The sequence below is a fragment of the Streptomyces sp. NPDC001002 genome, assembly GCF_053599215.1.
The window spans coordinates 134,856-158,848 of record NZ_JBSFLV010000001.1; the positions used below are offsets into that span (position 1 = coordinate 134,856).

Genomic DNA, 23,993 nt, shown 5'->3' on the forward strand with positions numbered 1-23,993 from the left:
CCTGCGCGGTGACCGGGCATGGTCACATGCGGTCGAATTCGACGGTGACCTGGGTTGTCGCCCCGCTGCCGGGGTCGAAGGCATCGGCTCTGAGTTCGGCGGCGCCGAAGTACAGCAGCAGGGCCAACGGGCGTTCGCTCAGCGGCCGGCCGATGGTGCTGCTGATGTCCACGGCCATCCGGCCGATCTCCTCGCAGCCCTCCTCGTCGACGTACCTGGGGTCCGCCTTGGCCGTGCGGAACAGCCGGATCTCCACCTCCGGCTGGTCCTCACGGGCCGGGCAGCCCTGGAACGGGAAGGTGTCGTTCACCTTCACCGAGTCCATCCGCCGCACCGCGATCTGGAACCGGCCCGTGCACAGCAGGTCGCCGTCGTCGTCCCGGTAGGCCCGGGTGGCGGGGTCCACGCCGTGCTCGAACGGCAGCCCCATCGCGAATCCGTAGGTGTACCGGGCCTGGCGGGAGACGAACACCTTCGGGTTGTAGGCGAAGTGCGTGGCGCCCTCCAGGACGGCGAGCGCCGGATCCGGCGGGATGAGGATGCGGTGCCGATCGCCGAATCGCCTGCGCATCCGCTCACGCAGCCACTCCGAGCGGGAGAACCCGCCCGCCAGCACGATCGTCTCGGCCTCCGGACGGGACGGGCTGCTCTGCCGGATGTTGGCCAGCTGCTCCTCGACCTTCTCCAGGATGCCGTCCACGACCTCGTCCAGCAGGGCCTGCACCTCGTCGGGCGGGACGAGGATCTTCTGCGGTGTCCCGGCCTCCTGCGTCAGCCGGGTCCGCACGGGTTCGTCCAGCAGGTTCCACACGGTGGGCGGGATCTTGATGTACACCGGATCCATCACCCGGGCGGTGCCGTCCTCGTCCCACTCCAGCTCGGCCGTGGTCTTGGCCTTCTCCCACTCGTCCGACAGGTCGAGCAGGTCGTCGGCGTGGTCCCGCTCGATCCGCTTGAGCACCGCCGGGCCGAACCGGTCGGCGAGGGTCTTGTCCCGGAAGGCCTGGTTGACGTACTCGGAGCCCAGCCGGCCGCCGGTGGCGACACCGATCTCGCGCAGGGCGATCGACTGGCCGGCCGCACTGTCCGTCTCGTACGCCGTGATGTCGACCGTGCCCCCGCCGCAGTCGACCACCATGAACCGCAGACCGTGCTCGTCGAGGGAGAGCCTGCCGCGCTCCTCGGAGACCCCGGCCGCGTCGGACATGCGCAGATAGCAGTACAGCGCCGCGGCCTCCGGCTCGATGGCCAGCAGCAGCCGCTCGGGGTCGTCGGGGAAACCGGCGTCGACGGCCGCCCGCCGCATCACCGCCTTGTCCTCGTCGTCCCAGATCGCCGGCACGGTCACGCACCAGCGGATCTCCCGCTCGGTGTACTTCGCCATGCCCTGGATCTCCGCCATCGCCCGGGCACGGATCTCCCGGAGGTACACGCTGATCAGTTTCCGAACCAGGTCGCGGTCGGAGAGGTCGACGTGACCGCCCACGGTCGGCAGATCCAGGGCCGAGCCGCCCTTCAGGGCCATCTTGAAGGCGTAGGCGTACCCGAGGCCCTCGGCGGCCCCTTCCTTCAGGGCGTCCGACCACTGCTTACGGGCCTTGTATCCCCAGGCGACGAGGTCGCCCTCGGCGTCCAGCAGGAGCGCGGTGAGGTTCTTCGGATAGGCCAGGTTGCCCAGCGGGAAGCGCGAGTGCCATTGCACCCTCCTGGTCTCCGGGTCGTCGTTGAGGGGTGTCTTCAACGCCCAGGCGAAACCCGTGCCGTGGGTGCCGAAGTCGATCGCGGCCACCACTTTGGGTTCATCCGGTTTGAGTTCATCCGAAGGCATGACCAGTGCTCCCGTTCTGCCGGTCGGCGGCCTCCTGTGCCCGGTAGGCTCCGCCACAGACAGATTCGTCCGAAACCGTGCCGGTCTGGAGTGGCCGGGTGTTGCCACCGCGTTTTTGGCAACACGGGCCGGGCGGCGGGCTGTTGGGGGGATGATCATCGAGTACGACGGGTTCGGTGCCGAATTGCGTCGGCGCCGCATCGCGGCCGGCCTGTCGCTGAGCGAGCTGGCCGGCAAGGTGTACTGCAGTCGCAGCTTTCTGAGCCGTGTCGAGAACGGGCGCCGCAGGGCGTCCCCGGAGTTGGCGCAGCTGTGCGACGAGGTCCTGCAAGCCAAAGGGGCGCTCGTCGGACTCGCGCCGCCGCCGGGCTCCGACACCATGCTCAAGGCCGTGCGGGAAGCGCCTGGGACGCGGACGACCGAGCTGGTCAAGTCCCCCGGGAAGGACGCGCGTTCGGCTCTCGCGCAGGGACGTGCCGAGTTCCGGCGGTTGCTGCGGCGCGGCGATCTGAGTCATGCCGCCGGTGAGATGCGGGACGCCGAGCGGCATTACACGGCCGCTTTCCACAGTGCCGCCGGGGATTCTCGGGCGCAGGCCGAGGCCGTGGTCCGGATGGCCCGTCGGTGGTCCGATCCGGGGCAGGTGGACCGGGAGTTGTTGCAGTCGCTCCGAGGCTGTCTGGCCGCGTTACAGGGCGATGACAGCATCGAGGCCGCGGGCCTGCGACTGCGCCTGGAAGCGCACCTGGCGAAGAAGACGTCCCTGGCCGTCAGCCAGGACACGGCGGCAGGACTGGCCGGTCCCGGGGAGGGGGCGCGGCTCGCCGAGGACATCCTGCGCCGATTACCCGACGTCGGTGACGACGAGGTGCGCTGCGAAGTGCTCACCGAATGCCGTTGGGCCCGCTACGACTTCATGTCCGCCCCCGACGCCCTCACCCTCTCCGAGCAACTCCGTGACGCCGCCGCCCGGCACGACTCGCCCTACTTCCGCGGCGAGGCGCTCATGGCCCTCGCCATCGACCAGTTGAGGAACGGAAAGATCTTCAGCGGCCTGGCCACCGCGAACCAGTACCGCAAGCACGCCGCCGACACCCACAGCACCCTCGTCGTCTGGCAACAGCGCACCCTCGACGCCCTGCTCAACCTCTGGCACGGCCGTTTTGACGCCGCCGCGGACTGGGTCTTCCGCGAGTCCCTGGAATTCACCGAACAGCTCAGCGCCGACTTCGCCGTACCCGCCGACAATCTGCGCCAGACCCGGCTCGGGCAGGCCTACTGGCTGCTGCGTCAACAGGGGCGGCTGGCCGAGCTGTTCACCTCCGACCTGGCCGGAGACGTCGAGCGGCACGCCTACTTCCCGATCTGGCGCGCCGGTCTCGCTCTTGCTCTGTGCGAGACCGGGCAGTACGCCGAAGGGGCGGATCTCCTTCTCGGCTGCGCGGCCGACGTCGAACTGTTCCCGCCGTCCGGCTGGGCCGTGCCCACCCTCGTCATCCTCGCCGAGGTCTGCGCGGCGCTCGATCTGGAGGGCGGATTCGAGGGGGAGTTGGCGCAGGTGGTGCCCGTGCTTCGTACGCACCTCGCGCCGCACGACGGTGAGCAGATCGCGCTCGCCGGCTGGCCCAGCGTTCTTCTCGGGCCGACCGCCCGGGCCTGCGGGCTGCTCGCCCTGGCCGCCGGGGAGCCGAAGACCGCCCTCGAACACTTCCGGCAGGCCGAGGTCCCGGTCCGCTCCTCGCAACCGGAGCTCGCCCGCCTCCGTCTGGCCCGCGCCCGCGCACTGCGCCGGGCCGCGGGCCCCGGGAGCGGGCAGCACGCGGACCGGCTGCTGAGGGAGGCGCTGCGTGGGGCCGAGACATACGGCATGACGTGGTTCGGCGGGCAGGGCCGGGCGCTGTTGGACGACCCCGGGCGGAGCTGACGGACCCGGCAAGGTGAACCCCTTCAGGTCTTCAGCTCCCGCCAGGTCCTTCAGATCCCTCCCGCTCCCTCCAGGTCACCTCAAGCCGGCCGCACCAACCCCGTGTCGTACGCGAAAATCACCGCCTGCACCCGATCCCGCGCCTCGATCTTCGTCAGGATGCGGCCGATGTGGGACTTGACCGTGGATTCGGCGAGGTGGAGGCGGTCGGCGATCTCCTGGTTGGTCCAGCCGGTGGCCATCGCGGTGAGGACCTCGCGTTCGCGGGCGGTGAGGTCGTCGAGGCGGCGTTGCTGGCGGGGGCTGTGGCCGGGGAGGCGGTCGCTGAAGGCGTCGATCAGTTTGCGGGTGAGGCCGGGGGAGATGACGGCGTCACCCGCGGCCACCGCCCTTACGCCGGCGACGAGTTCGTCGGGCTGCGCGTCCTTGAGCAGGAAGCCGCTGGCGCCGGCCCGCAGGGCGTCGTAGGCGTGCTCGTCGAGGTCGAAGGTGGTCAGGACCAGGATGCGGGAGCGGCCGCCGGACTCGACGATGCGGCGGGTGGCCTCGATGCCGTCCATGCCGGGCATGCGTACGTCCATCAGGACGACGTCGGGGCGGAGTTCGGCGGTCATGCGGACCGCCTCGCTGCCGTTGGCGGCCTCGCCGACGACGTTCATGTCGGCGTGGGCCTCCAGGAGCATGCTGAAGCCCATGCGTTGCAGGGCCTGGTCGTCGACGATGAGCACGGTGGTCATGAGGCGGGGTTCTCCGGGGAGTTGGGCTGTGGAGTGGGGACGAGGAGCGCTTGGACGGTCCAGCCGCCGTGGGGGTTGGGGCCTGCGGTGACGTTGCCGCCGTAGAGAGCCGTACGTTCCCGTATGCCGACGAGACCGCGGCCAACGCCCTTGCCGGGGTGGCCTGTTGAGGAGGGGTGGCGGGCTGGGCCCGTGTCCTCGACCGTGACGTGTACGGCGTCCGAGGCGGCCGTCAGGGTCACCTGGACCGACGTGTCGGAGGCCGCGTACTTGACCGTGTTGGTCAGGGCCTCCTGGATGATTCGGTAGACCGAGAGTTGGAGGCCGGGGGCCAGGGCGGTGAGGTCGCCGCGGGTGTCCAGGGTGACCGTGGGGCCGGCGGCGCGGACCCGGTCGAGCAGGTCGTCGAGGTCGGACAGGCGTGGTTGCGGGGCGAGTTGGGAGTCGCCCGGGCGGTCGTCCTCGTCGCCGATGACCGCGAGGAGCCGGCGCAGTTCCGCCAGCGCGTCCCGGCCGCTCTCGCTGATGATGCGCAGGGTCTGGGCGCCGCGCTCGGGCTTGGTCGCGGCGAGGGCGGCGGCGCCGTCGGCCAGGCCGACGATGACGGCGAGGGTGTGGCCCAGGATGTCGTGCATCTCCCGGGAGACGCGGGCGCGTTCGCGTGCGGTGGCGAGGTCGGCCTGCTGGTCGCGTTCGTGACGCAGGGCGTCGATATAGGCGTTGGCCACCCTGCTGACCAGCCCCAGCGCGGCGATGGCCGCCAAGGCGGTCATGGCCAGGAAGGTGACCACCTCCGGTCGCGAGGACTGCGCCATCTGGTCGCCCCGCCAGATGATGGCGGCCCACCACCCCAGTACCGCCATGGTCACGACGAGGGCCAGGACCACCTGGCGCGGGGTGCAGAGGCGGCCGACGTGGTACAGGGCGACGACGCGGGCCGTCTCGGCGCCGGTGACCACTCCCAGCGGGAGGGCCGCGACCGCCGCCGCGGTGACGAGGGCGAACACCAGCAGGGGCCGGCGTTCCCGCCACAGGAGCGGGACGCAGAAGGCGAGAATGAGCGCCAGCTGGGGCAGGAGAGCGCCGTTGAAGGGGTTGAGGAAGGACAGGACGCCGCAGAAGGCGCAGAAGGCCGGTACTCCCCAGTGCCGGACCTGGGGGTGGGCGGTGTCGGCCCGTCGCCACGCGGCGAGCCGGAAGATGAGCGAGGCGATCACGCGCTGATCGGCGTCCGTGGTCAGCCTCTCCAGGATCCGCTCGTCGCCCGGGCGGCCGTAGACCGATGTGGTGCCCGGCTGCTCGCGCGAGGTCGAGCGCCTGGGGGAGCGTGCGGTCACGGGGATCCTTCGCGGGTCGGGGACCGCCCGCCGGTTCCGGGGGGAAGGGGACCGGCGGGCGGGGCTGCGTCAGTTCTTGCGGATCAGTTCTTGCGGGTCAGTCTCTTCCCCAGTCCCCTCAGCGCCGAGTTCTTCGGCTCGGTCGTGTCGGCGGGGGCGCCATCGCCGCCCGCGCCGTCGCCGCCCGTACCGCCCCTTGCGCCGACGAGTACGGGATCCGCGCCCGGGGATACCGAGGTGCTGGCGTGGGCCGGGGCACCTGCCTGCTCAGCGACCCCTGCCTGCTCAGCGACCCCTGTCTGCTCAGCGACCCCCGCCTGCTCAGCGATCCCCGCCCGTTCCTCGGCCAGCACCTGCCGCAGCCGCTCCCCCTCCACGTCCACGTTCGGCAGGGCCCGGTCCAGCCACCCCGGCAGCGCCCAGGCCCTGCGACCCAGCAGCGCCATCACCGCGGGGACGATGGTCATGCGGACCACGAAGGCGTCGAAGAACACGGCGGCGGCGAGGCCGAGGCCGATGGACTTGATGAGCGCCACGTCGTCGAGGAGGAAGCCGGCGAACACGGAGATCATGATGACCGCCGCCGCGGTGACCACCCGCGCGCTGTGCCGGAAACCCTGGACGACCGCGTGGGTGGGCTCGGCCCCGTGGACGTACTCCTCCCGCATCCGGGTGACCAGGAAGACCTCGTAGTCCATGGCGAGGCCGAAGACCACGCCGATCAGCAGGATGGGCAGGACGCTCACGATGGGCGCGGTCTCCTCGACGCCGATGAGGTCCTTGAGCCAGCCCCACTGGAAGACGGCGACCACGACGCCGAGAGTGGCGCCGACGCTGAGCAGGAAGCCGAGGGCCGCCTTGAGCGGGACCAGGATCGAGCGGAAGACCAGCAGGAGCAGGATCAGCGCCAGGCCGACGACGATCGCCAGGTAGGGGACGAGCGCGCTGGAGAGCTTGCTGGAGACGTCGATGTTGAGGGCGGTGGTGCCGGTGACCATCAGGTCGGCTCCGGTGTCCTGGTGCAGCCTGCCGTTCTGGTCGCGGATGTCGGTGACCAGGTCCTTGGTGTCCTGGCTGCTCGGCGCGCTCTTCGGGACCGCGGTGATCAGGGCCACGTCACCGGACGGGTTAAACACGGCGTCGCGCACCGCCGCGACATCGGGCAGCGTCTTGATCCGGGCGACCGCGTCCGCGGCGGCGGCCTGCGGGTCCTTGCTGTCACCGGCGTCGACGACCACGGTCAGTGGCCCGTTGAAGCCCGGCCCGAAGCCCTTGCTGAGGGTGTCGTAGGCGATCCGCTGGGTGCTGCCCGGGGTCTGTACGGAGTCGTCGGGCAGCGCCAGGCGCAGCGAGGTGACCGGGATGGCCAGCAGGCCGAGGCCCAGCACCGAGACCGCGAGGACCTTGACCGGGTTGCGGGTGACGAACTTCGCCCACCGCACGCCCATCGCCTCGCCCTCGCCGCGCTCCTCCAACGCGCGCATACGGCGGCTGAGGAGCGGTGCCTTCATGATCCGCGTACCGGCGAAGCCCAGCAGCGCGGGCAGCAGGGTCAGCGCGATGACGACGGCGACGGCGACCGCGAACGCCGAGGCCAGGCCCATCGACGTCAGCATCTTCACGCCGATGACGCTCAGGCCCGCCAGCGCGATCATGACGGTGAGGCCGGCGAAGACGACCGCGGAGCCGGCGGTGCCGAGGGCGCGTCCGACGGCCTCCTCGGGTTCGTGGCCCTCGCGGATCTCGTTGCGGTAGCGGGAGACGATGAACAGCGCGTAGTCGATGGCCACCGCCAGGCCCAGCATCAGCGCCAGGGTCGAGGAGGCCGAGGACATGTCCACGAAGGCGGTGGCGATGGTGATGCACATGACGGCCATGCCCACGCCGAGGATCGCGGTCAGCAGCGGGAGTCCGGCCGCGATCAGCGAGCCGAAGGTGATCACCAGGGCGACCGCGGCGATGGCGAGCCCGATCAGCTCGGCCGCCTTGCTGCCGGCCTTCTCCTGTACGGCGTCACCGCCCATGCTGACCGTCAGCCCGGCCTTCTCGCCCTCGGCGGCGACCTTGTCCAGGGCGTCGTGCGCGGCGGTGTCGAGGTCGGACTTGGCGACCTTGTACGTCACCTGCGTGTACGCGATCGAGCCCGACTCGCTGACCAGCCCGCCGGTGTACGGGTCGGAGACGTTCGCGACCTGGGGCGACGCCTTCAACTCGGCCAGCAGCGAGGTGACTTCGGCCTTGTTGGCGGTGGAGGTGAGCTTCTGCCCGGCGGGGGCCTCGAAGACCACGCGGGCGCTCGCACCCGACGCGGAGGCCTGCGGGAACTCCTTCTCCAGCAGGTCGATGGCCCGCTGGGACTGGGTGCCGGGCACGGTGAAGCTGTCGGTGGAGGAGCCGGTGGAACTCGTGGCGCCGATGCCCACGGCAGCCAGGACGGCGATCCACAACATCAGGACGACGCGTCGCCGCCGGAAGGCGAGCCGTCCCAGTCGGTACAGGAAGGTGGCCACGGGTTACTCCCACCAGGAGAAGAGATCAATGTGCGTGAGCGGGGGTCCGGTCGACCCTTGATCTCAAGCTAGGAGCGGGTTCGCGCACTTCCTGCCCCCTGCGGGACCGAATCGGCGGGCGGGGATTAGTACCGCCGTACTAGTGCGTCTCCTCCTTCGAGCGGCCCTCGCTCCTGGGGTGGTTCTCCGCCTGGGCGGCGTAGAAGGCGACGTGCCCCCGAGCGGCCGCCTCCCAGGTGTGCCGCGCGGCCAGCCGCCGTCCCGACTCCCGCCTTGTCGCCCCCTCGTCTTCCGCGAGCGCCCGCCCCAACTCCTCCGCCAACTCCCGTGCCGTACCCGCGAATCGGGCTGCCCCGTCGAACACCTCCCGCAGCACCGGCAGATCACGCACCACCAGCGGTACACCCGCCGCCAGCGCCTCCATCGCCGCGAGCCCGAACCCCTCCTTGAGGGAGGGGAAGGCGAAGACGTCGGCGGCTGCCACGAGGGTGGGGAGGTCAGGGTCCGGAACCGGGCCCAACACCACTGGCTCTACGCCGAGTTCGGCCGCCCGCGTCTCCCAGCGGGCCCGGTAGTCGCGGTAGTCGAAGAGGGTCTCGCCGCCCGCGATCACCAGGCGCACGTCGGGATGCCGGGCACGGAGCAGCGCGTACGCCTCCAGCAGGTCCAGGGAGCCCTTGCGGGGCTCGATGCCGCCGACGGTGAGGACGTAACGGCCAAGGCGGCGGCGCCAGTTGGACCTGCCCTCCGCGTCCTGGGCCGCGGCGGCGAAGCGGTCGTGGGCGACGCCGTTGGGGATGACCGTCGCCTGGATGCCCCAGCCCTCGGCGAGTTCGGTCGCGACGGACGCCGATACGCAGATGTGGGCGTGGGGTTCGACGATGGCGCGTTCGTGGCAGGCGGCCAGTTCGGGGGTCGTGAAGTGGTCGATGTGGTGGACCGTACGGACGCAACGGCCGTGCACGGCGTTGGCGCTGATGCAGTCCTGGGCGTGCACGACGTCGTAGGGGGCGGGGTCGAAGGCCGCGCGGAGAGTGGCGATGGAGCGCAGGATACGGACGCCGGTCGTCTCGTCCGGCGGGCCGTCGGGGAACGGCACGATCCGCAGCCGCACCCGCGCGTCCACCGGCCGGAAGAACCCCTGATCCCCGCCCCGCCCGAGCGTCCACACCGTGACGTCCTCACCGAGCGCCGCCAGCGCCTCGGCGAGGGCGAGGGTGTGCACGACGCCGCCGCGGGGCTTGGTGGAGTAGCTGAGCAGGGCGATCTTCATCGGGCGCGTTCCCTTCGCAGGGCGGCCCTGGCCACGCGGGCGTACTCCCGCTCGGCGATCACGACCGCACCCCCCGATACGCCCCCGGCCGTCGCTCGTCCAGATGCCGCAGTACCCGCCGCGCCCGCTCGATCTCCGCCGCGACGTCGATCTCGGCGACCGCGAGGCCCGCCTTGGACCAGGTGCGGGCGAGGATGTCGCCGCCGGGGCCGACCACCTTGGCCTGGCCGAGGAAGCGCATGCCGCCCATCGCGCCGGTCTGGTTGGAGGAGGCGAGGACGACCTGGTTCTCGGCGGCGCGGGACTGGTCGTAGAGGTCGAAGAGCTTGGCCTGGCGGTCCTGGGCCATGCGGGGCGCGCGGTTGGTGATGCTGGTCGGCCAGGCGGAGAGGCACGCCAGGATCTCCGCGCCGTCCAGCGCCAGCGAACGCGCCGACTCCGGGAAGGTCTTGTCGTAGTCGATCAGCATGCCCACGCGTCCCACCGGGGTGTCGAAGGCGTCGAAGCGGTCGCCGGGGGAGTAGGCCGCGACCTCGCCGGCCGGGAGGTGGACCTTGCGGTGGCGGCCGAGGACGCCGTCGCCGGAGACGCAGACCGCGGCGTTGTAGCGCTCGGTGCCGCCGTCCTCGCAGTAGCCGACGCACACCACCATCTCGGCTGCCAGGCGGGCTACTTGGAGGAGGAGCGGGTCGTCCGGCTTGAGGGCGGGGGGCAGTGCCTCGGGGTCCGGGTGGCGCAGGTCCGCCAGGTATCCGCCCAGTGCCGCGTCCGGCAGGACCAGCAGGCCGGCGCCCGACGCCCGTGCGTCGTCGATGAGTTTGGCGATCCTCGCCAGGTCGAACTCCAGGTCGCGGCCGAAGTGGGCGGCCACGGCCGCGATCCGGATGCTGCTCATACGGTGACTGCTCCCGCGGGTGTGTAGGTCTCCGGACGCCGGTCGCGCAGGTGACCCATCGACCGGCGCGCGGTCTCCAGGGCTTGTACGACGTCCAGTTCGGCGATCGCCACGCCCGCGCCGACGCCCGTGTCGGCCAGGATCTCGCCGCCCGGGTCGACGACCTTGGCGCTGCCGACGAAGCGTAGCGAGCCGAAGGTGCCGGACTGGTTCGCCGACAGCCACACGATCTGGTTCTCCAACGCCCTTGCCCGGTCGAAGAGATCGAAACGGCGCTTCCAGCGGTCCTCGGCCAGGTCCGTCGCCGCGTTCGTGCGGGCGCCCGGCCAGGCCGACACACAGACGCCGATCTCCGCGCCGTCCAGCGCCAACGCCCGCGCCGACTCCGGGAACGCCTTGTCGTAGCAGATCATCATGCCGAGCCGCCCGACCGGTGTGTCGAAGGCGTGGAAGCGGTCGCCCGAGGCGTAACTGGCGTCCTCGCTCAGGGGTTGGTGGACCTTGCGGTGGTTGCCCAGGACGCCGTCACCGCTCACGCAGACGACGCTGTTGTAGCGGTTGCCGTCCGGGCCCGCCTCGCAGTAGCCGGCGACCACCGTCAACTCGCCTGCCAGCGCCGCCAGTCGGCGGATCTCCGGGCCGTCGAGCGCCAACGCCGGTGGCCCCTCGTCCAGTTCGGCCCCGTCGTCGAGACTCAGCAGATACCCGCCCAGACAAGCCTCCGGCAGCGCCAACAGCCGTACCCCCGCCTCCCGCGCCTCCTTGATCAGGTGCTCGGCGATCGCGAAGTCCTCCTCCAGGTCGCGGCCGAACTCCGCGGCCACCGCGGCCATGCGCAGCGTGCTCATGCGGCTCCCATCCCGGTCACGGTGGAGGTGACCGCTTCGGTGATCTCTCCGTCGGGCCAGCGCAGCCCGACGCCTTGTCCCTCGGTCAACTCCCCGCAGACCGCGCCGGTCGCCGGTCCCGCGGGCAGCGGCGGACGGCCCGGTGCGTCCGTGGTGAGCATCGCGTAGCCGGGGAAGCAGGTCAGCCAGTCGCCCATGGAGGCGTCCAATGGCCGTGGCACGGCAGCGACTTCGAGCACCGCCCGGCACCCGCTCGCCTCGGCGAGCATCCCGAGGGTGCCGGCGATCCCGGCCATCGACACGTCCTTCGCGGCGGCAGGACGAGCGGCGGCCACCGCCCCTGTCATGGCGCGCAGTTCGGGCGTACGGCGGTGGCTCGTCGAGTCCCATTGACGGCCCCGGTAGCCCGCTCGCCAGCCTCCGGCCAGGTCGGCCGTCAGCCGTACCGCGTGCCCGGGACGACCCCCGCCCCCGGGGACGGGGTGCGCGGTGCGGCCCAGGGCGGTCACCGACAGGGCGGCGGGCACGCCGAGTTGGGTGTGCCCGCCGAGCACCGGCAGGTCGTACGCCCGTGCCGCCCGGCCCAGGCCGTCCAGCACCCGCGCCGCATGCGCCGCGTCCCGCGCGCCCACCGCGTCCAGCAGCCCGAGCGGTGAAGCACCCATCGCCGCGAGGTCGTTGACGTTGACCAGGATCGCGCACCAGCCCGCCCACTCCGGGTCGCGCTCGACCATCGACGGCACGATCGCGTCGCACGCGGCGATCACGTCGGTGGTGGGGACGGGGGCGCCGTCGTCGCCGACGAAACCGGGACCTCCGGGGGAGAGAGCCGAAAGGAGGGGTCCCAGCACGGACTTGGTGGCCGCGGCCTGGGCGGCGATACGTCCGATCGGCCACCGCATCACGATGTGCGGCGCGCCCGCGACCTCGGTCGCCCGCACGGACCGCCAGCCCAGCCGGCGGAACAGCACCTCGTTGCGCGCCTGGACGGTCGCGTCGAACCGCAGCGCCCCCTCGGCCTCGGCCCGCGCGCAGGCGGCCCGCACCAGGGCGGCGCCGATGCCGTGCGGGCCCCGGGCGCGGGCCGAGACGACCAGCCGACCGCCCTGCCACCAGCCGAGGTCGGGCCCGTCGTCGACCGGCCCGAGGCGCACGCCCCCGACCACAGTGCCGTCGGGCGCCCTGGCGACCAGGACGACCGTCCGGGGATCGAGGTCACGGTCGTCGGAGTCGTCGTCGGCGAAAAGCTCCTGCTCGTGGACGAAGACGTCCCTGCGCAGCCGCCGATATGCCCTCAACTCGGGCTTGGCGTCGGCCTGTTCGATGTGGAAGGCGGGGCGGTGGCGGGCCAGTGTGCTGCGGTCTCCCAGCAACTCCAGGACGTCGAAGGGCTCGTCCCGCACCGGTGCCGTCGAGGATCCGTCGAGGTACATCTCCCTCACCCGCCCGCCGTCTTGAGCACGCTGCACGCCCCGCAGGCCGCGCACCCCGCCTTCTGGTCGGCGCCGTTCATCCCGGCGGCGACCAGCTTCGCGGCGACGCCCTCGGTGACGTACCGCAGCAACTCCGCGCTGGGCGCGGGGATCCCGTCCCGGGCGGCGAGGGTGCCGTGCATGGGGCGGAAGGGGACGACGAAGGGGTAGACGCCCCGGTCGATCAACCGGCCTGCCCCCGCGACGAGTTCGTCGGGGTCCTCGCCCAGGCCGATCAGCAGGTAGGTGGAGACCCGGTTGCGGCCGAAGACGCGGACCGCCTCGTCCCACGCGGCCTCGTACTCGGCCAGCGGGACGGCCGACTTGCCGGGCATCCAGCGCCGGCGCACCTCGTCGTCCAGGGACTCGACATGGATGCCGATCGCGGTCGCCCCGGCGTCGTGCAGGGCGCGGATCCAGGACAGGTCGCCGGGCGGTTCGCACTGCACCTGGACGGGGAGTTCGGGCACGGCCGCGAGGACGGCGCGCACCGACCGTACGAGAGTGCGGGCGCCGCGGTCGGGACCGGTCGTCGTGCCGGTCGTCATCACCATCTGCTTGACGCCGTCCAACCGCACGGCCGCTTCGGCGACTTCGGCGAGCTGCGCCGGGGTCTTGGCGGCGACCGTGGCCCCGGCACGCAGCGACTCCTCGATGGTGCAGAAGCGGCAGCGGTCGGACTCGGCGTAGCGGATGCAGGTCTGCACGACGGTGGTGGCGAGGACGTCGGCGCCGTGCAGCCGGGCGATGTGCTCGTAGGGGACGCCGTCGGCGGTCGTCAGGTCGTAGAACTTCGGGCGGTGCACGGCGGTCAGGGTCAGGCCCGTGTCCTCCTCGCCGAGCCAGACCTTTCCGTCGCGGACGCGGTAGGGGCTGGCCGGATTGGTGGGGAGGGCGGCGTTGGCACCGTCGACGATGACGTGCCCGTCGTCGCTGGGTCCCGCGCCGTCCGGGCGCCGTACGGGAGCGTCCAACGCCACTCCGCGCAGGGCGAGTTCGGCGCGGGTCAGGATGCGGACGTCCACGGCCGTGCTGGTCGATCCGGTGCCAACGCTCACGGCGTGCCCCCTACAGCTGGTAGGTCGAGTTGATGATGGCGCCCTTGCGCGCGTAGTGGATCAGCGCGTCCTGGACGTCCAGCGGGTGGGTGGGGATGACGCCCTCGATGAGGTCCTCCTCGCGGGCGCCGTGCAGCGAGAGGCCGAAGCGGCAGCAGAACACCTTGCCGCCCTCGGCGATGAACGTCTTGAGCTGGTTGTTGATGTTGTGCTCGCCGGGGAAGGCGGAGGTGCCGGTGGTCGGGAAGCCGCGGGTGGCAAGGCAGTTGAGGGAGCCGGGGCCGTAGAAGTAGATGGCGGTCTCGAAGCCCTTGCGCAGCGCGCGGGTCGCCTGAAGCACGGCGACGAAGGACACCGACGACTCGTGGGCGATGCCGTGGACGAGCGTGAAGTAGGTCTCGCCGTCCTCCGCCTTGTAGTCGGGGAACACCTTGGTCGCGCCGTAGATGCTGGTGCCCTCGGGCAGCGACGGGTGGGGGATCTCGGTGAGGGACTTCTGCTCGATCTCGCTGAGTTCGGCGGTGACAACGGTTTCGGACATGGCTGTCTCCTTGCGCGTACGAGTGGTGAGGGACGGGTCGGAGCTGCGGGACGGGTCAGTCGTAGAGCGTGGCGAACGTGTCCCGGAAGACCCGGTCGCCGAGTTCGCCACCGCCGGTCGCGGCGGTCATCCGGGCGTACTCGCCGGTGAAGTCGCCCCAGGGCTGGTCGCTGGCGAAGAGCACGCGGTCGTGGCCGAGGCCGCGGTGCTCGATCTCCCGGGCCAGCCAGTACGGCAGGAACCCGATGGCCCAGGAGAGGTCGGTGTAGACGCGCTTGCCGGCCGCGATCCAGTCGAAGAAGCGGGACCCGGCGAGCTTGATGTGACCGCTCATCCCGCCGCCGAAGTGCACGAGGTGGACGGCGACTTGATCGGCGTACCAGTCCACGAGGTGGCCGACCTCGTCGATGTCGGAGGCGGCGCCGGGGGAGGTGTGGACGTGGACGACGAGGTCGTGGTGGGCGGCGACGGCGAAGATACGGTCGAGTTGGGGGCGGCAGGTCGGGTCGGTGGGCCGGCCGCCGAGCAGGAAGCTCAACTTCAGGGCCCGCACCCCGCGTTCGCCCGCGAGCCCGAGGGCCAGGTCCGTGCGGTGGGCGTCCTCGGGGCGCGGGGAGACCCAGAGTCCGGCGCGGAGGCGGTCGTCGGTCTGGGCCGCCTCGATGGCCAACTCGTTGAAGGAGAAGGCGATCTCGGGGTCGGGTACGCCGTAGTTGGGGATGACCAGGGCGCGTTCGGTGCCCTCCGCGTCCAGGTCCGCGAGCAGCTGCTTGACCGTGGCGCGGGCGGTGGTGTCGGGGTGGACCGGCGGGCCGCCGTAGAAGGGGAAGGCGGGCAGTACGCCGATGTGGCGGTGGGCGTCGTACACCATGGCTCAGCCCACCGGTACCGCGGCGGCGACCCGGGTCGGGGCGCCGGTGAGGGTGCCGCAGACGTCGGCGAGGCGGCGGCCCGCGTCGATGTGCCCGGCGATGAACTCGGCGTCCCTGCCCACCGCTTCGAAGCGGCCCGAGCCCCACGAGTGCTGCCAGGGCAGGCCCACGAAGTACAGGCCTGGCACGCTGGTGACACCGCGCCAGTGCATCGGGTAGCCGCGTCCGTCGAAGGCGGGGATCTCGATCCAGCGGTGGTCGCGGGCGAAGCCGGTCGCCCAGACCACGGAGGTGACACCGCCCTCGGCCAGGTCCAACTCGCCTGCCTGGCCGTCCGGTTCCCACACCGGCGTGTAGCGGGGCTCGGTCGGGGCGTCGATGCCCCGGGCCGCGATATGGGCGTCGATGGCGTCCTTGATGCCCTCCGCCACGGCGTCCGCGTGGTCGAGGTTGACCTTGAGGTCGTCGGCGAACTCCAGGGCCGGGCCGTCGATCGAGGTCAGCCGGCCGTACAACCGCATGCCGTCCTTCGCGAACGCCCGCAGGTCGATGTCCCGGCCGCCGTCCCGCCCGGTGACGTAGTGGTTGACCCGCATCCGCACCGCGCCAGCGTCGTCGAACTCGTCGATGGACCGGGTGTAGTGGCCTATCTCGTCCAGCCAGGCCACACAGTCCCGGCCGCGGTAGAAGCGGGCCACCCGCGGGGCGCTGCCGACCGCCAGGTGCACCTGCTGGCCCGCGAGGTGCAGGTCCTCGGCGATCTGGCAGCCGGACTGACCCGTACCCACCACCAGCACTGCCCCGTCGGGGAGTTGACCAGGGTTGCGGTAGGCGGAGGAGTGGACCTGCTCGATCCCGGCGGGCAGTCGCTCGGCGGCGCGCGGGATCCTGGGGCGGTGGTAGGGGCCGGTCGCCACGACGACCTGGTCTGCGGTGAAGTCGCCCGCGGTCGTGGCCAGTTCGTAGGTCCCCGTGGCCGACCTGCGTACCCGGGTGACCGACACGCCCTCCACCAGCGGAGGCCGGAAGTGGGCGACGTAGCCCTCCAGGTAGCGCACTATCTCGTCGCGGACCATGAAGCCGTCGGGGTCGTCGCCCCGGTAGGGGTAACCGGGCAGCCTGCACTGCCAGTTGGGAGTGACCAGGCAGAAGGAGTCCCAGCGGCGGCTGCGCCACTCGTGCCCGACCCGGTTGGCCTCGACGACGACGTGGTCGATGCCGCGTTCACGGAGGCAGTGGCTGACCGAGAGGCCGGCCTGGCCGCCGCCGATGACGGCGACCGGGAAGTGGGCACCGGCGAGCCGGCGCGTGTCGAAGTAAGTCTCTGGGTAGCTCTCGGGGTAGGTCTCGGGCATGGCATCCCTCCCACGCGAGGCGGCGAGGTCTTTACATCTCGCCGCTGCCTGTGGGACCCACTTCAGCCACCGGCCGTTACCGGTCCAAGTCATCCGGAATAAAGCGGAGTTACGTGCTCCTCACGGTGGGTGGGGAGACGGACACCCTGAGTTGCCTCAGAGGCAAAAAGCCTCTCAGCGTGCTCCCGCTGGGCGCGCCCCCGTTCAGCGTCCCGGCTGCGGGCGGACTGTGAGGATCTGCTGGGCCTGACCGACCGGGCCCTGGATGTCGTGCAGGATCGTGCTGGTCAGGCCCTGGCCGGTCGGGCCGAAGGTGACCGTCGTGTCCAACCCGGTCCAGGAGCCCACCGGTTGGCGGTGCAGATGGATCGTGAGGTCGACGTTCGGGAACATCCACTCGGCCGGCGACTCACGTACGGCGATGCCGTTGGCCGTGTCCACGAGCGCGAGGTAGGAGGCGAGCGGGCCGCTGGGCTCGCCGGCGACGAGGTCGAGCTCGGTGGAGATCCAGGCGGTGGTGCGGCCCGGCTGCGGCGGCGCGAGCGGGCGGACGTCGATCGAGGCGATGTAGCCGCCCGGCCAGGCGTCGGCCATCTTCCACGGCGCGAGGGACTCGGGCGGGGCGAGCCGGGCGTCGGGGCCGCCCGCCACCGCCGTGGTGTCGACGGCGGCGAGCAGCCAGGCACGGGCCCGGACCACCGGGCGTCCGGCGATCCGCACCACCGCTTCGAGGAGCTCGATGGTGCGGCCGGGCCGGACGGTCTCGACGCTGATCTCGCACTCGTCCAGGGCCGGCCGGCCCAGGATGTCGAAGCTGATGCGGGACAGCAGCAGCCCCGGGCGCTCACCGATGTGGAGGTCCAGCGCGTGGGCGATCAGGCCGCCCAGCGGGCTGAAGTGCTGTTCGTCCGAGGACCAGGCGCCGCCCGTGTGCGCGGTGGGCTTGTAGCGGTGGTCGTCGATGCGCTCGTAGTAGGCGGCGGAACTGCTCAACGGACGGTTCTCCTCGTGGTGGTCGCAGGCTCGTCCAGCAGCCTACGACCACCACGATCGGGAGATCCGTTACGGGTAGCTGGTCAGGTTGGCGACGTTGTTGGAGGAGTTGGACGGTCCGCCCGTGTTGTTGATGACGTGGCTGATCGTGCCCGTGCCGCCCAGGGACACCGTCAGCATGCTGGTGAAGCGGACGTTGGAGTTGGTCGGCGCCTCGATCGCACGCGCTGCCACCACGCCCGGGTTGACGTTGAAGTAGCAGTAGCTGCCGAGCCCGTAGGCCTGGTGGCTGGTGACCGAGTCGGCGACCTTGTAGGCCGCGTAGCCCTGGGTGGAGCCGTTCATCCAGGACGCCTGGTTCGGTGGGTCGTAGGGCATCTCGTTCTGGTAGAAGTACGTGCGCCCGCCGTTGCCGTTCCAGATGGTCTGGTACTTCTGGTAGTGCTCGACGAACAGGCCGTACATCGTCACGTTGTCGCCGTTGACCGTCAGGCCGTTGTCGGCCGTGTTGCTGGTCCAGCCGACGCCCGAGCCGTGGTCGGCGCGCCAGATCCACATGTGGTCGCCGATCACGTTGTCGCTGTTGACGATCAGGCTGTTGGTCGCCTTGCCGACGCCCGCGCCGCCGACGCGGAAGTACACGTCGTGCAGCGAGGTCGGGTCCGCCGTGTGCGTGGCGGAGGAGCCGGACGGGCCGACCTCCATCAGGGACGGCGAGTTGGTGGTGCCCGCGTCGAAGAGCAGACCCGCGACCTTCACGCCGTCGACGTCCGCGACCTTCATCGCGGTGATGCCGTTGTCCGGGATCAGGGTGGCGAGGCCGAGGCCGAGGATCACGGTGTCGGGCCGGTTCACCTGGAGGGTCTGGTTGAGGTGGTAGACACCCGGCGTCACCAGCAGGTTCTTGCCGGCCGCCAGCGCCTCGTTGATCTGCGCGGCGGTCGCGCCCGGCTTCACGATGTAGAAGCTGTCGATGGACAGCGACGAACCGGCCGGCGAGCCCGAAGCCCAGCTGGTCCCGGTCGAGTTGGAGCGCAGCGACGGTACGAACACCTGGTAGGCGCCGGCGCTGTCGACGTACAGGAACGGCTTCTCGCGCGTGACCGGGGTCTGCGCGACCGTCGTGTAGGGCGGGTTGGGGAAGCTGGTGCCCGGGACGCCCTGGCTGCCGACGAAGACCATGTTCCAGTTGGAGCCGGTCCAACTGCCGAGCTGCGAGTTGCGGGTCAGCCACTGCTGCTGGCTGCCGGAGTTGACCTGGCCGTCGATCTTGCTGTCGGCGAGCAGCCCGCCGCTGGACCAACCGCCGTCGTCCAGCGCGAGGTTGCCGCGCAGGTGCATCCGGCGGTAGGCCGCCGCCTGCGAGACCGCCCAGCGGTCGGAGCCGCCGGTCGGGGTGACGGAGAGGTTCTCCGCACCGCGCCAGAAGTTCTGCGTGGCGTTGCCCTGGAACCAGTCGGCCTCGGCGTGCACCGCGCCGTTGATGTTGACCGCGTCCGGGGTCAGACCGAGGCCCAGTACCTGGGTGTAGAAGCCGACGTTGACGTTGGCGCTGTAGGTGCCCGGCTTGAACATGACGGCGTAGCGCTGGGAGCCGAACTGGTTCGTCTCCTGCTGCGAGAAGATCGTGTTCACGCGGCTCTGGATGGTGGACGCCGACATCGACGGGTCGAAGACGACCACGTTCGGGCCGAGGTCGGGGTTGCCGGACGACGGCGGGTTCACGGCGGCCACCTGGAAGCGCTGGGCGGCACTGCCGTTGCAGGTGTACTGCACCAGCTGCACGCTGTCGGCGGTGGAAGCGGCCGGGTCGTCCAGGCACTTGCCGCTGTTGCGGTTGACGAAGTGGTACGCGCCGCCGCCCTCGTCGACCGGCAGCCACTGCTGGTTGGCGCCGCCGCCATAAGTCCACAGCTGGGCCAGCGCGTTGTCGGCGGTGGAGACGCCGGTGATGTCGACGACCTGGCTGGTGTTGTTGCCGTTGTTGATGCTGACGTAGCCGTCGGTGGTGGTCGTGAAGCTCCACTGCTGGGCCGTGCTGCCGTTGCAGGTGTACTGCTGCACGGCCGTGCCGTTCGTGGTCGCGGCCGACCTGGCGTCCAGACACTTGCCGCTGGCCGCGTTGGTGAGCGTGGAAAAGCCGGTGGGCAGGGCGGTGGCCGCCGCCTGCGAGGGGCTCGCGGTCAGCAGCGACGCGGCCGCCCCGGCGACCATCGCGACCGCGAGCGGTCTGCGGCCCCGGGAGGCGGTGCGTAGATGACGGAACACGGGTTCTCCTAGCCTGAGTTGCTGCGGGGGGTGGGGTGCGGTCCGGCTCGGCCGGTGCGGGCCGAGCCGGACCGGTGTACGCCGTGACTCAGTCGGCGCACACCGCGACTCAGCCGGTGTAGGCCGAGAAGACGCGGGTGTAGTCCCAGTTGCCCTGGCTCACGCCCGAGCAGCTGTCGGCGGGGCCGCCGGTGCAGGGCCGGTCGCGGTTGGCGGACCAGAAGGTCAGCCGGGCCAGGTGGTGCTGCTGGGCGTAGGCGAGGATCGTGCGGAAGTCGGCGACGGTGACGGTCTCGTTGTTGTCGGTGATCCCGTTCATGGACGAGATGCCCATGTCCCGGTAGGCCGCGTCGTCGGTGTAGCCGTACGCGCTCTTCAGCGCGTTCTTCAGGCCCTCGGCGGCCTGGACCGTCAGGTTGCCCATGTTCTGGCCCGCGCCGCCGAAGTCGAACGGCATGATGGCCCAAGCGTCCACCGTCAGACCGGAGTTGTGCGCCCGGTTGATCAGGCTGGTGTCGGGGCCGCTCTGCCCGGTGCCGATGGTGATGTAGATCTTGATGCCCGGGTTGTTGGCCTTCACCGTCTTCAGCGCGTCCACCGTGCGCTGCTGCACGGTCCCGTTGCTGTACGCGTCGGCCTCGATGTCGATGTCGATCGCCTTGAGCGCGTAGGCGTTGATCACCTTCTGGTAGGCCGCCGCCAGCTCGCCGGCGCTGGAGCAGGAGCTCTCCAGCTTGTTGCCGCTGTAGCCGCCGAAGGACGGGATGACCTCGCCGCCGTTGGCACGGATGGTGTTGATCGTGGACTGGTCCACACCGCCGGTCAGCGCGCGGCCGCCGTCCCACTGGGGGTTGCAGTAGCCGTTGCTGAGGACGAAGGCGAGCGTGAAGTTCTTGACGCCGGTGGCGTTGGTGATCGTGGTGGGGCTCGGCGGGCTGCCCCAGCCGTTGTAGAGGTAGGGCGCCACGGCCAGGGGCGAGGTGGTCGGCGGGTTGTCGCCGCCGGCGGCGGGCGCGGTCCACTTCTGGTTGGCCGTGCCGGAGCACGTCCAGATCTGGGCGCGGGTGCCGTTGGCCGAGGAATTCCCGGTGGCGTCCAGGCACTTGTTGGCCTGGGTGCCGACGATGTCGCGGGCGGCGGAGACGGTCCACTTCTGGTTGGCGGCGCCGGAACACGTCCACAGCTGGATCTTGGCGCCGTCGGCGGTCGAACTCCCGGTGACGTCAAGACACTTGCCGAGCGCGCGGATCGTGCCGTCGGTGCCCACGGTCCACTGCTGGGCGGCGGTGCCGTTGCAGTCGTAGAGCTGGACGGCCGTGCCGTCGGCTGAGCTCGCGCCCGCCACGTCGAGGCACTTGCCGCCGAGGCCGGTGATCGTGCCGGTCGCGGCGGAGGCGGGGGTGATGGCGAGGAGGCCGGCGGAGAGAGTGAGTGCCGCGACGGAGGCGGCGGCGACGAGTGGTCTGGGCATGACAGATCGGCCCTTTCGTGGGGGGGTGGGACGCCCGGGGCCGGGGCGACCGGTGCAGGGCGAACGCACGCGTGGTACGGGGCTGACCGGTGAACTTAAAGGTATGGACCACTTACGTCAAGAGGTGAAGTAAGGTTTGACGGAAGTGACTTGCATGACGTCAGGGTGTGACGACAAGGCTTCAGGCCAGTTTGCGGCAGTACAGCGCGTCGGGCGTCCGTGACGAGCCCAGCCGGCCCGTGTACGCCACGCCCGCCGCGTACTCGTCGTCGGCGCACTGGCCCTTGTAGTTGCCGGACGCGAAGTCACCGCCCTTCGCAGCCGATCCCCGGTTGTCACCGCGGTCGAACCAGACGGTACGACCGCCGGAACCGAGCCGTCCGGCGGACGCGGTCGCGCACAGGACCGCTGAGACGGCGGCGCCGCGGACGCTGTATCCGGTCATGAACTGACCGTCGGCACACTGGAGTTTGGTGTAGCCCGACGCCCAGTCGCCGCCCGCCGCGACATGCCGTTCGTCGACGACCACCTCGTGCCCGCCGGCCGGCGCCCACAGCGCGCCCGCGGTCACGTCCGAGCACAGCCCCCGGTTGCCGGTGTGGCTCAGCCCCAGCAGCCGCTGCCCGTCGGGGCAGGCCGCCTTGCGGGCGCCGGAGTCCCAGTCGGGCAGGGCCCGCAGCCGCCGGGACTGCACGAAGTCGCCGTGGTCGGGGCTGAGCTGGGACCACTCCGGCACGGCCGCCACGGGCCCGGTCCGGCCGGTCGCGGAGATCAGCCGGGTCCAGGCGGACGCCCGCCAGTCGTCACCGTCGTACAGGCCCATCCGCCGGCCCTGGCTGTCCCAGTGCAGCAGGGCCCAGCCGTTGCCGGTGCGGTTCTCGTGCCAGCCCACCAGCGGCCAGTACGCGAAGTCGGCGTCGTTGCGGATCAGTTCGTCGACGAAGTTCTCGAACCAGGCGCGCGGTTTCGCGCCGGTCTCCTCCCGGCCGCCGACGCCGAACTCGCTGATCCAGACGGGCGCGGTGAAGTGCTGGTCCTGCTCGGCGGTCACGAAGAAGGCCTGGCGGTACAGGACTTGGGTCAGCTCGGCCGGGCTCAGGTCGCGGTAGCGGGGGTCGCTGGTCTCGCCGGTGCCGGTCGCTCCGCTGTGGTTGGGGCCGGTGTAGTCGTAGAAGTGGGCCGAGTAGACGAGCTTGCCCGAGTCGACGAGGGTGTGCGAGAGGGTGCGTACGGGTGCCAGGGTGGGGCGTTCGTGCGCGAAGCCGTCGATCGGGATGCCGGTCCAGTTGATGCCCTCGACGACGATCAGCAGATCGGGGTTGGCCTCCGTGAGGATGCGGTCGCCGACGTGCTGCGAGGCGGCGAACCAGTCGTGGTCGTCGCCCAGGCCCCAGTTGGGGTCGTCCCAGACGTTGCGGCGCACCTCGTTGTAGAGGTCGGCGCCGACCACGCGCTTGTTGTCCCGGTAGCGGCGGGCCATGAACAGCCAGTCGTCCTCCCAGGTCTGGGTCGACTGGCTCGCGTTCCAGCGCTCGTTCCCGTCGACCCCGCAGCACCAACGGGTCGTGTTCGTATGGTTGTTGAGGATCACGGCGAGCCCGGCGGCGGTCAGCTCGCGCACCACCACGTCGTACACCTGGAGCGGGGTCAGACCGCGCAGCGACGAATTGGCGGCGACCGAGCGGTCCGTGACCGGCACGCCGTCGTGGATCATCTCGTTGGAGAACGGCAGCCGGATGCTGTTGATGCCGATCTCCTGGAAACCGGCGATGATCTCGGCGATGGACGCGCGGTCCAGGCCCAGCGGCATCCGGCCGGAGTTCTCGCCCGCGTGGTGGTTGGCGTCGTCGTCCGTGCTGCCCGAGCCGTTCCAAGTGCCGCTGGCGCCGTGCCAGTTGCCGGAGCGGAGCTTGAAGCGATTGCCGTTGGCGTCGACGATCCAGCGGCCTCGGGTGCTGAGCGGGGGTGTCCAGTCCGTTGCGGCGACCACGGGAGCGGTGACCGGCGCCGGCGCGGCCGGCTCGGCTCCCGACGCGGCCGAGGCCGTCGACACCGGTACCGGAAGCACCAGCAGGAGTACGGCGGCCAGAGTGGCCCTGACGAGGGTTCCGCGCACGGTGACCGCCCTGCGAGACGACGTCGGTGTTGTCATGGCAGCGTCATCATGAGGGGTGGGTGCGGGGCAGGTCCAGTCCTGGGCGGGTGTTTGGTCCGGTCCAGGACACATGCCCCCTGGCTACGACGCCCCGTCCACCCCCAGCGACCGTGACCGCACCCGCGCCAGATGGTGGGCGAAGACCTCGCGGGTGTCCGGGGTCAGGGTGCGCAGGGCGACCAGGGCCGTGATGACGACATCGCAGAGTTCCGCCTGGACGTCGTCCCACGTGTGGGTGATGCCCTTGCGCGGATTCTGACCGGTCGCGCCGATCACCGCCTCGGCGACCTCGCCGACCTCCTCCGACAGCTTGAGCATCCGCAGCAGCATGCCTTCCTTGCCGTCGATCGGACGGTTCGCCTCCAGCCAGGTCCACAGGTCGTCGATGTCGGCCCAGAGGTCGGTTGGGGTGTCGGCCGGCGGGGCGGGAAGGTCCTGATCACTCATACGGGGAGC

18 protein-coding genes are annotated in these 23,993 nt (G+C 71.1%); 1 reads left to right on the plus strand and 17 read right to left on the minus strand.

What is annotated here, in order from left to right:
* Window positions 1–22: 22 nt before the first annotated feature.
* Window positions 23–1,828 carry an Hsp70 family protein gene (locus tag ACWDR3_RS00665; RefSeq protein WP_450349625.1) on the minus strand — a complete coding sequence of 602 codons (1,806 nt, stop codon included), beginning with the start codon at window positions 1,826–1,828 and terminating at the stop codon, window positions 23–25.
* A gap of 151 nt (window positions 1,829–1,979) precedes the next feature.
* Between ACWDR3_RS00665 and ACWDR3_RS00670 the strand changes: the two genes are divergently transcribed.
* A complete protein-coding gene (locus ACWDR3_RS00670; RefSeq protein WP_450349626.1) occupies window positions 1,980–3,752 on the plus strand; it encodes a helix-turn-helix domain-containing protein in 1,773 nt (590 codons plus the stop codon).
* Between the two features lie 80 nt (window positions 3,753–3,832).
* Here ACWDR3_RS00670 and ACWDR3_RS00675 read toward each other — a convergent pair whose 3' ends face one another.
* The 16 genes from ACWDR3_RS00675 to ACWDR3_RS00750 all read right to left on the minus strand — a co-directional run bounded on the left by ACWDR3_RS00675 (window position 3,833) and on the right by ACWDR3_RS00750 (window position 23,984).
* Complete coding sequence (locus tag ACWDR3_RS00675) at window positions 3,833–4,489, minus strand: response regulator (protein WP_450349627.1); 657 nt, start codon at window positions 4,487–4,489, stop codon at window positions 3,833–3,835.
* On the minus strand, window positions 4,486–5,826 hold the full coding sequence (locus tag ACWDR3_RS00680; RefSeq protein WP_450349628.1) for a sensor histidine kinase: 1,341 nt from the start codon (window positions 5,824–5,826) through the stop codon (window positions 4,486–4,488). The genes ACWDR3_RS00675 and ACWDR3_RS00680 overlap by 4 nt, the downstream gene beginning before the upstream one ends.
* Before the next feature lie 83 nt (window positions 5,827–5,909).
* On the minus strand, window positions 5,910–8,336 hold the full coding sequence (locus tag ACWDR3_RS00685) for an MMPL family transporter (protein WP_450349630.1): 2,427 nt from the start codon (window positions 8,334–8,336) through the stop codon (window positions 5,910–5,912).
* Between the two features lie 139 nt (window positions 8,337–8,475).
* Window positions 8,476–9,609, minus strand: coding sequence for an MSMEG_0565 family glycosyltransferase (locus tag ACWDR3_RS00690; RefSeq protein ID WP_450349632.1), 1,134 nt, complete (start codon window positions 9,607–9,609; stop codon window positions 8,476–8,478).
* A gap of 58 nt (window positions 9,610–9,667) precedes the next feature.
* Window positions 9,668–10,504 (minus strand): carbon-nitrogen hydrolase family protein, encoded by an 837-nt coding sequence (locus ACWDR3_RS00695; protein WP_450349633.1) that lies wholly within the window; start codon window positions 10,502–10,504, stop codon window positions 9,668–9,670.
* Complete coding sequence (locus ACWDR3_RS00700; protein WP_450349635.1) at window positions 10,501–11,352, minus strand: carbon-nitrogen hydrolase family protein; 852 nt, start codon at window positions 11,350–11,352, stop codon at window positions 10,501–10,503. The genes ACWDR3_RS00695 and ACWDR3_RS00700 overlap by 4 nt, the downstream gene beginning before the upstream one ends.
* Window positions 11,349–12,785 (minus strand): MSMEG_0567/sll0787 family protein, encoded by a 1,437-nt coding sequence (locus ACWDR3_RS00705; RefSeq protein ID WP_450349636.1) that lies wholly within the window; start codon window positions 12,783–12,785, stop codon window positions 11,349–11,351. The genes ACWDR3_RS00700 and ACWDR3_RS00705 overlap by 4 nt, the downstream gene beginning before the upstream one ends.
* Window positions 12,786–12,790: 5 nt before the next feature.
* Window positions 12,791–13,882, minus strand: coding sequence for an MSMEG_0568 family radical SAM protein (locus tag ACWDR3_RS00710; RefSeq protein ID WP_450349638.1), 1,092 nt, complete (start codon window positions 13,880–13,882; stop codon window positions 12,791–12,793).
* Between the two features lie 10 nt (window positions 13,883–13,892).
* The gene (locus ACWDR3_RS00715) at window positions 13,893–14,423 is read right to left on the minus strand and encodes an MSMEG_0572/Sll0783 family nitrogen starvation response protein (RefSeq protein ID WP_450349639.1); all 531 of its coding nucleotides are present in this window, start codon (window positions 14,421–14,423) and stop codon (window positions 13,893–13,895) included.
* Window positions 14,424–14,478: 55 nt separating this feature from the next.
* On the minus strand, window positions 14,479–15,294 hold the full coding sequence (locus ACWDR3_RS00720) for an amidohydrolase family protein (RefSeq protein ID WP_450349640.1): 816 nt from the start codon (window positions 15,292–15,294) through the stop codon (window positions 14,479–14,481).
* A gap of 3 nt (window positions 15,295–15,297) precedes the next feature.
* Window positions 15,298–16,650: an MSMEG_0569 family flavin-dependent oxidoreductase gene (locus ACWDR3_RS00725; protein WP_450349641.1), complete on the minus strand. Its 1,353-nt coding sequence runs from the start codon at window positions 16,648–16,650 to the stop codon at window positions 15,298–15,300.
* 204 nt (window positions 16,651–16,854) lie between these two features.
* The gene (locus tag ACWDR3_RS00730) at window positions 16,855–17,643 is read right to left on the minus strand and encodes a thioesterase family protein (RefSeq protein WP_450349642.1); all 789 of its coding nucleotides are present in this window, start codon (window positions 17,641–17,643) and stop codon (window positions 16,855–16,857) included.
* Between the two features lie 69 nt (window positions 17,644–17,712).
* The gene (locus ACWDR3_RS00735; RefSeq protein WP_450349803.1) at window positions 17,713–19,857 is read right to left on the minus strand and encodes an RICIN domain-containing protein; all 2,145 of its coding nucleotides are present in this window, start codon (window positions 19,855–19,857) and stop codon (window positions 17,713–17,715) included.
* Window positions 19,858–20,020: 163 nt separating this feature from the next.
* Window positions 20,021–21,382, minus strand: a complete 1,362-nt coding sequence (locus tag ACWDR3_RS00740) for a lectin (RefSeq protein ID WP_450349643.1) — start codon at window positions 21,380–21,382, stop codon at window positions 20,021–20,023.
* 181 nt (window positions 21,383–21,563) lie between these two features.
* Window positions 21,564–23,534, minus strand: a complete 1,971-nt coding sequence (locus tag ACWDR3_RS00745; RefSeq protein WP_450349645.1) for a glycoside hydrolase family 5 protein — start codon at window positions 23,532–23,534, stop codon at window positions 21,564–21,566.
* 84 nt (window positions 23,535–23,618) lie between these two features.
* A complete protein-coding gene (locus tag ACWDR3_RS00750; protein ID WP_450349647.1) occupies window positions 23,619–23,984 on the minus strand; it encodes a MazG-like family protein in 366 nt (121 codons plus the stop codon).
* Window positions 23,985–23,993: the final 9 nt, after the last annotated feature.

What these genes read in the sequence shown, in the direction of transcription:
- ACWDR3_RS00695 (WP_450349633.1), bottom strand. Translation starts at nt 10,504, where the DNA reads ATGAGCAGCATCCGGATCGCGGCCGTGGCCGCCCACTTCGGCCGCGAC.
- ACWDR3_RS00720 (WP_450349640.1), bottom strand. Translation starts at nt 15,294, where the DNA reads ATGGTGTACGACGCCCACCGCCACATCGGCGTACTGCCCGCCTTCCCC.
- ACWDR3_RS00675 (WP_450349627.1), bottom strand. Translation starts at nt 4,489, where the DNA reads ATGACCACCGTGCTCATCGTCGACGACCAGGCCCTGCAACGCATGGGC.
- ACWDR3_RS00705 (WP_450349636.1), bottom strand. Translation starts at nt 12,785, where the DNA reads ATGTACCTCGACGGATCCTCGACGGCACCGGTGCGGGACGAGCCCTTC.
- ACWDR3_RS00745 (WP_450349645.1), bottom strand. Translation starts at nt 23,534, where the DNA reads ATGACAACACCGACGTCGTCTCGCAGGGCGGTCACCGTGCGCGGAACC.
- ACWDR3_RS00700 (WP_450349635.1), bottom strand. Translation starts at nt 11,352, where the DNA reads ATGAGCACGCTGCGCATGGCCGCGGTGGCCGCGGAGTTCGGCCGCGAC.
- ACWDR3_RS00735 (WP_450349803.1), bottom strand. Translation starts at nt 19,857, where the DNA reads ATGGTCGCCGGGGCGGCCGCGTCGCTGCTGACCGCGAGCCCCTCGCAG.
- ACWDR3_RS00715 (WP_450349639.1), bottom strand. Translation starts at nt 14,423, where the DNA reads ATGTCCGAAACCGTTGTCACCGCCGAACTCAGCGAGATCGAGCAGAAG.
- ACWDR3_RS00740 (WP_450349643.1), bottom strand. Translation starts at nt 21,382, where the DNA reads ATGCCCAGACCACTCGTCGCCGCCGCCTCCGTCGCGGCACTCACTCTC.
- ACWDR3_RS00690 (WP_450349632.1), bottom strand. Translation starts at nt 9,609, where the DNA reads ATGAAGATCGCCCTGCTCAGCTACTCCACCAAGCCCCGCGGCGGCGTC.
- ACWDR3_RS00750 (WP_450349647.1), bottom strand. Translation starts at nt 23,984, where the DNA reads ATGAGTGATCAGGACCTTCCCGCCCCGCCGGCCGACACCCCAACCGAC.
- ACWDR3_RS00725 (WP_450349641.1), bottom strand. Translation starts at nt 16,650, where the DNA reads ATGCCCGAGACCTACCCCGAGAGCTACCCAGAGACTTACTTCGACACG.
- ACWDR3_RS00665 (WP_450349625.1), bottom strand. Translation starts at nt 1,828, where the DNA reads ATGCCTTCGGATGAACTCAAACCGGATGAACCCAAAGTGGTGGCCGCG.
- ACWDR3_RS00670 (WP_450349626.1), top strand. Translation starts at nt 1,980, where the DNA reads ATGATCATCGAGTACGACGGGTTCGGTGCCGAATTGCGTCGGCGCCGC.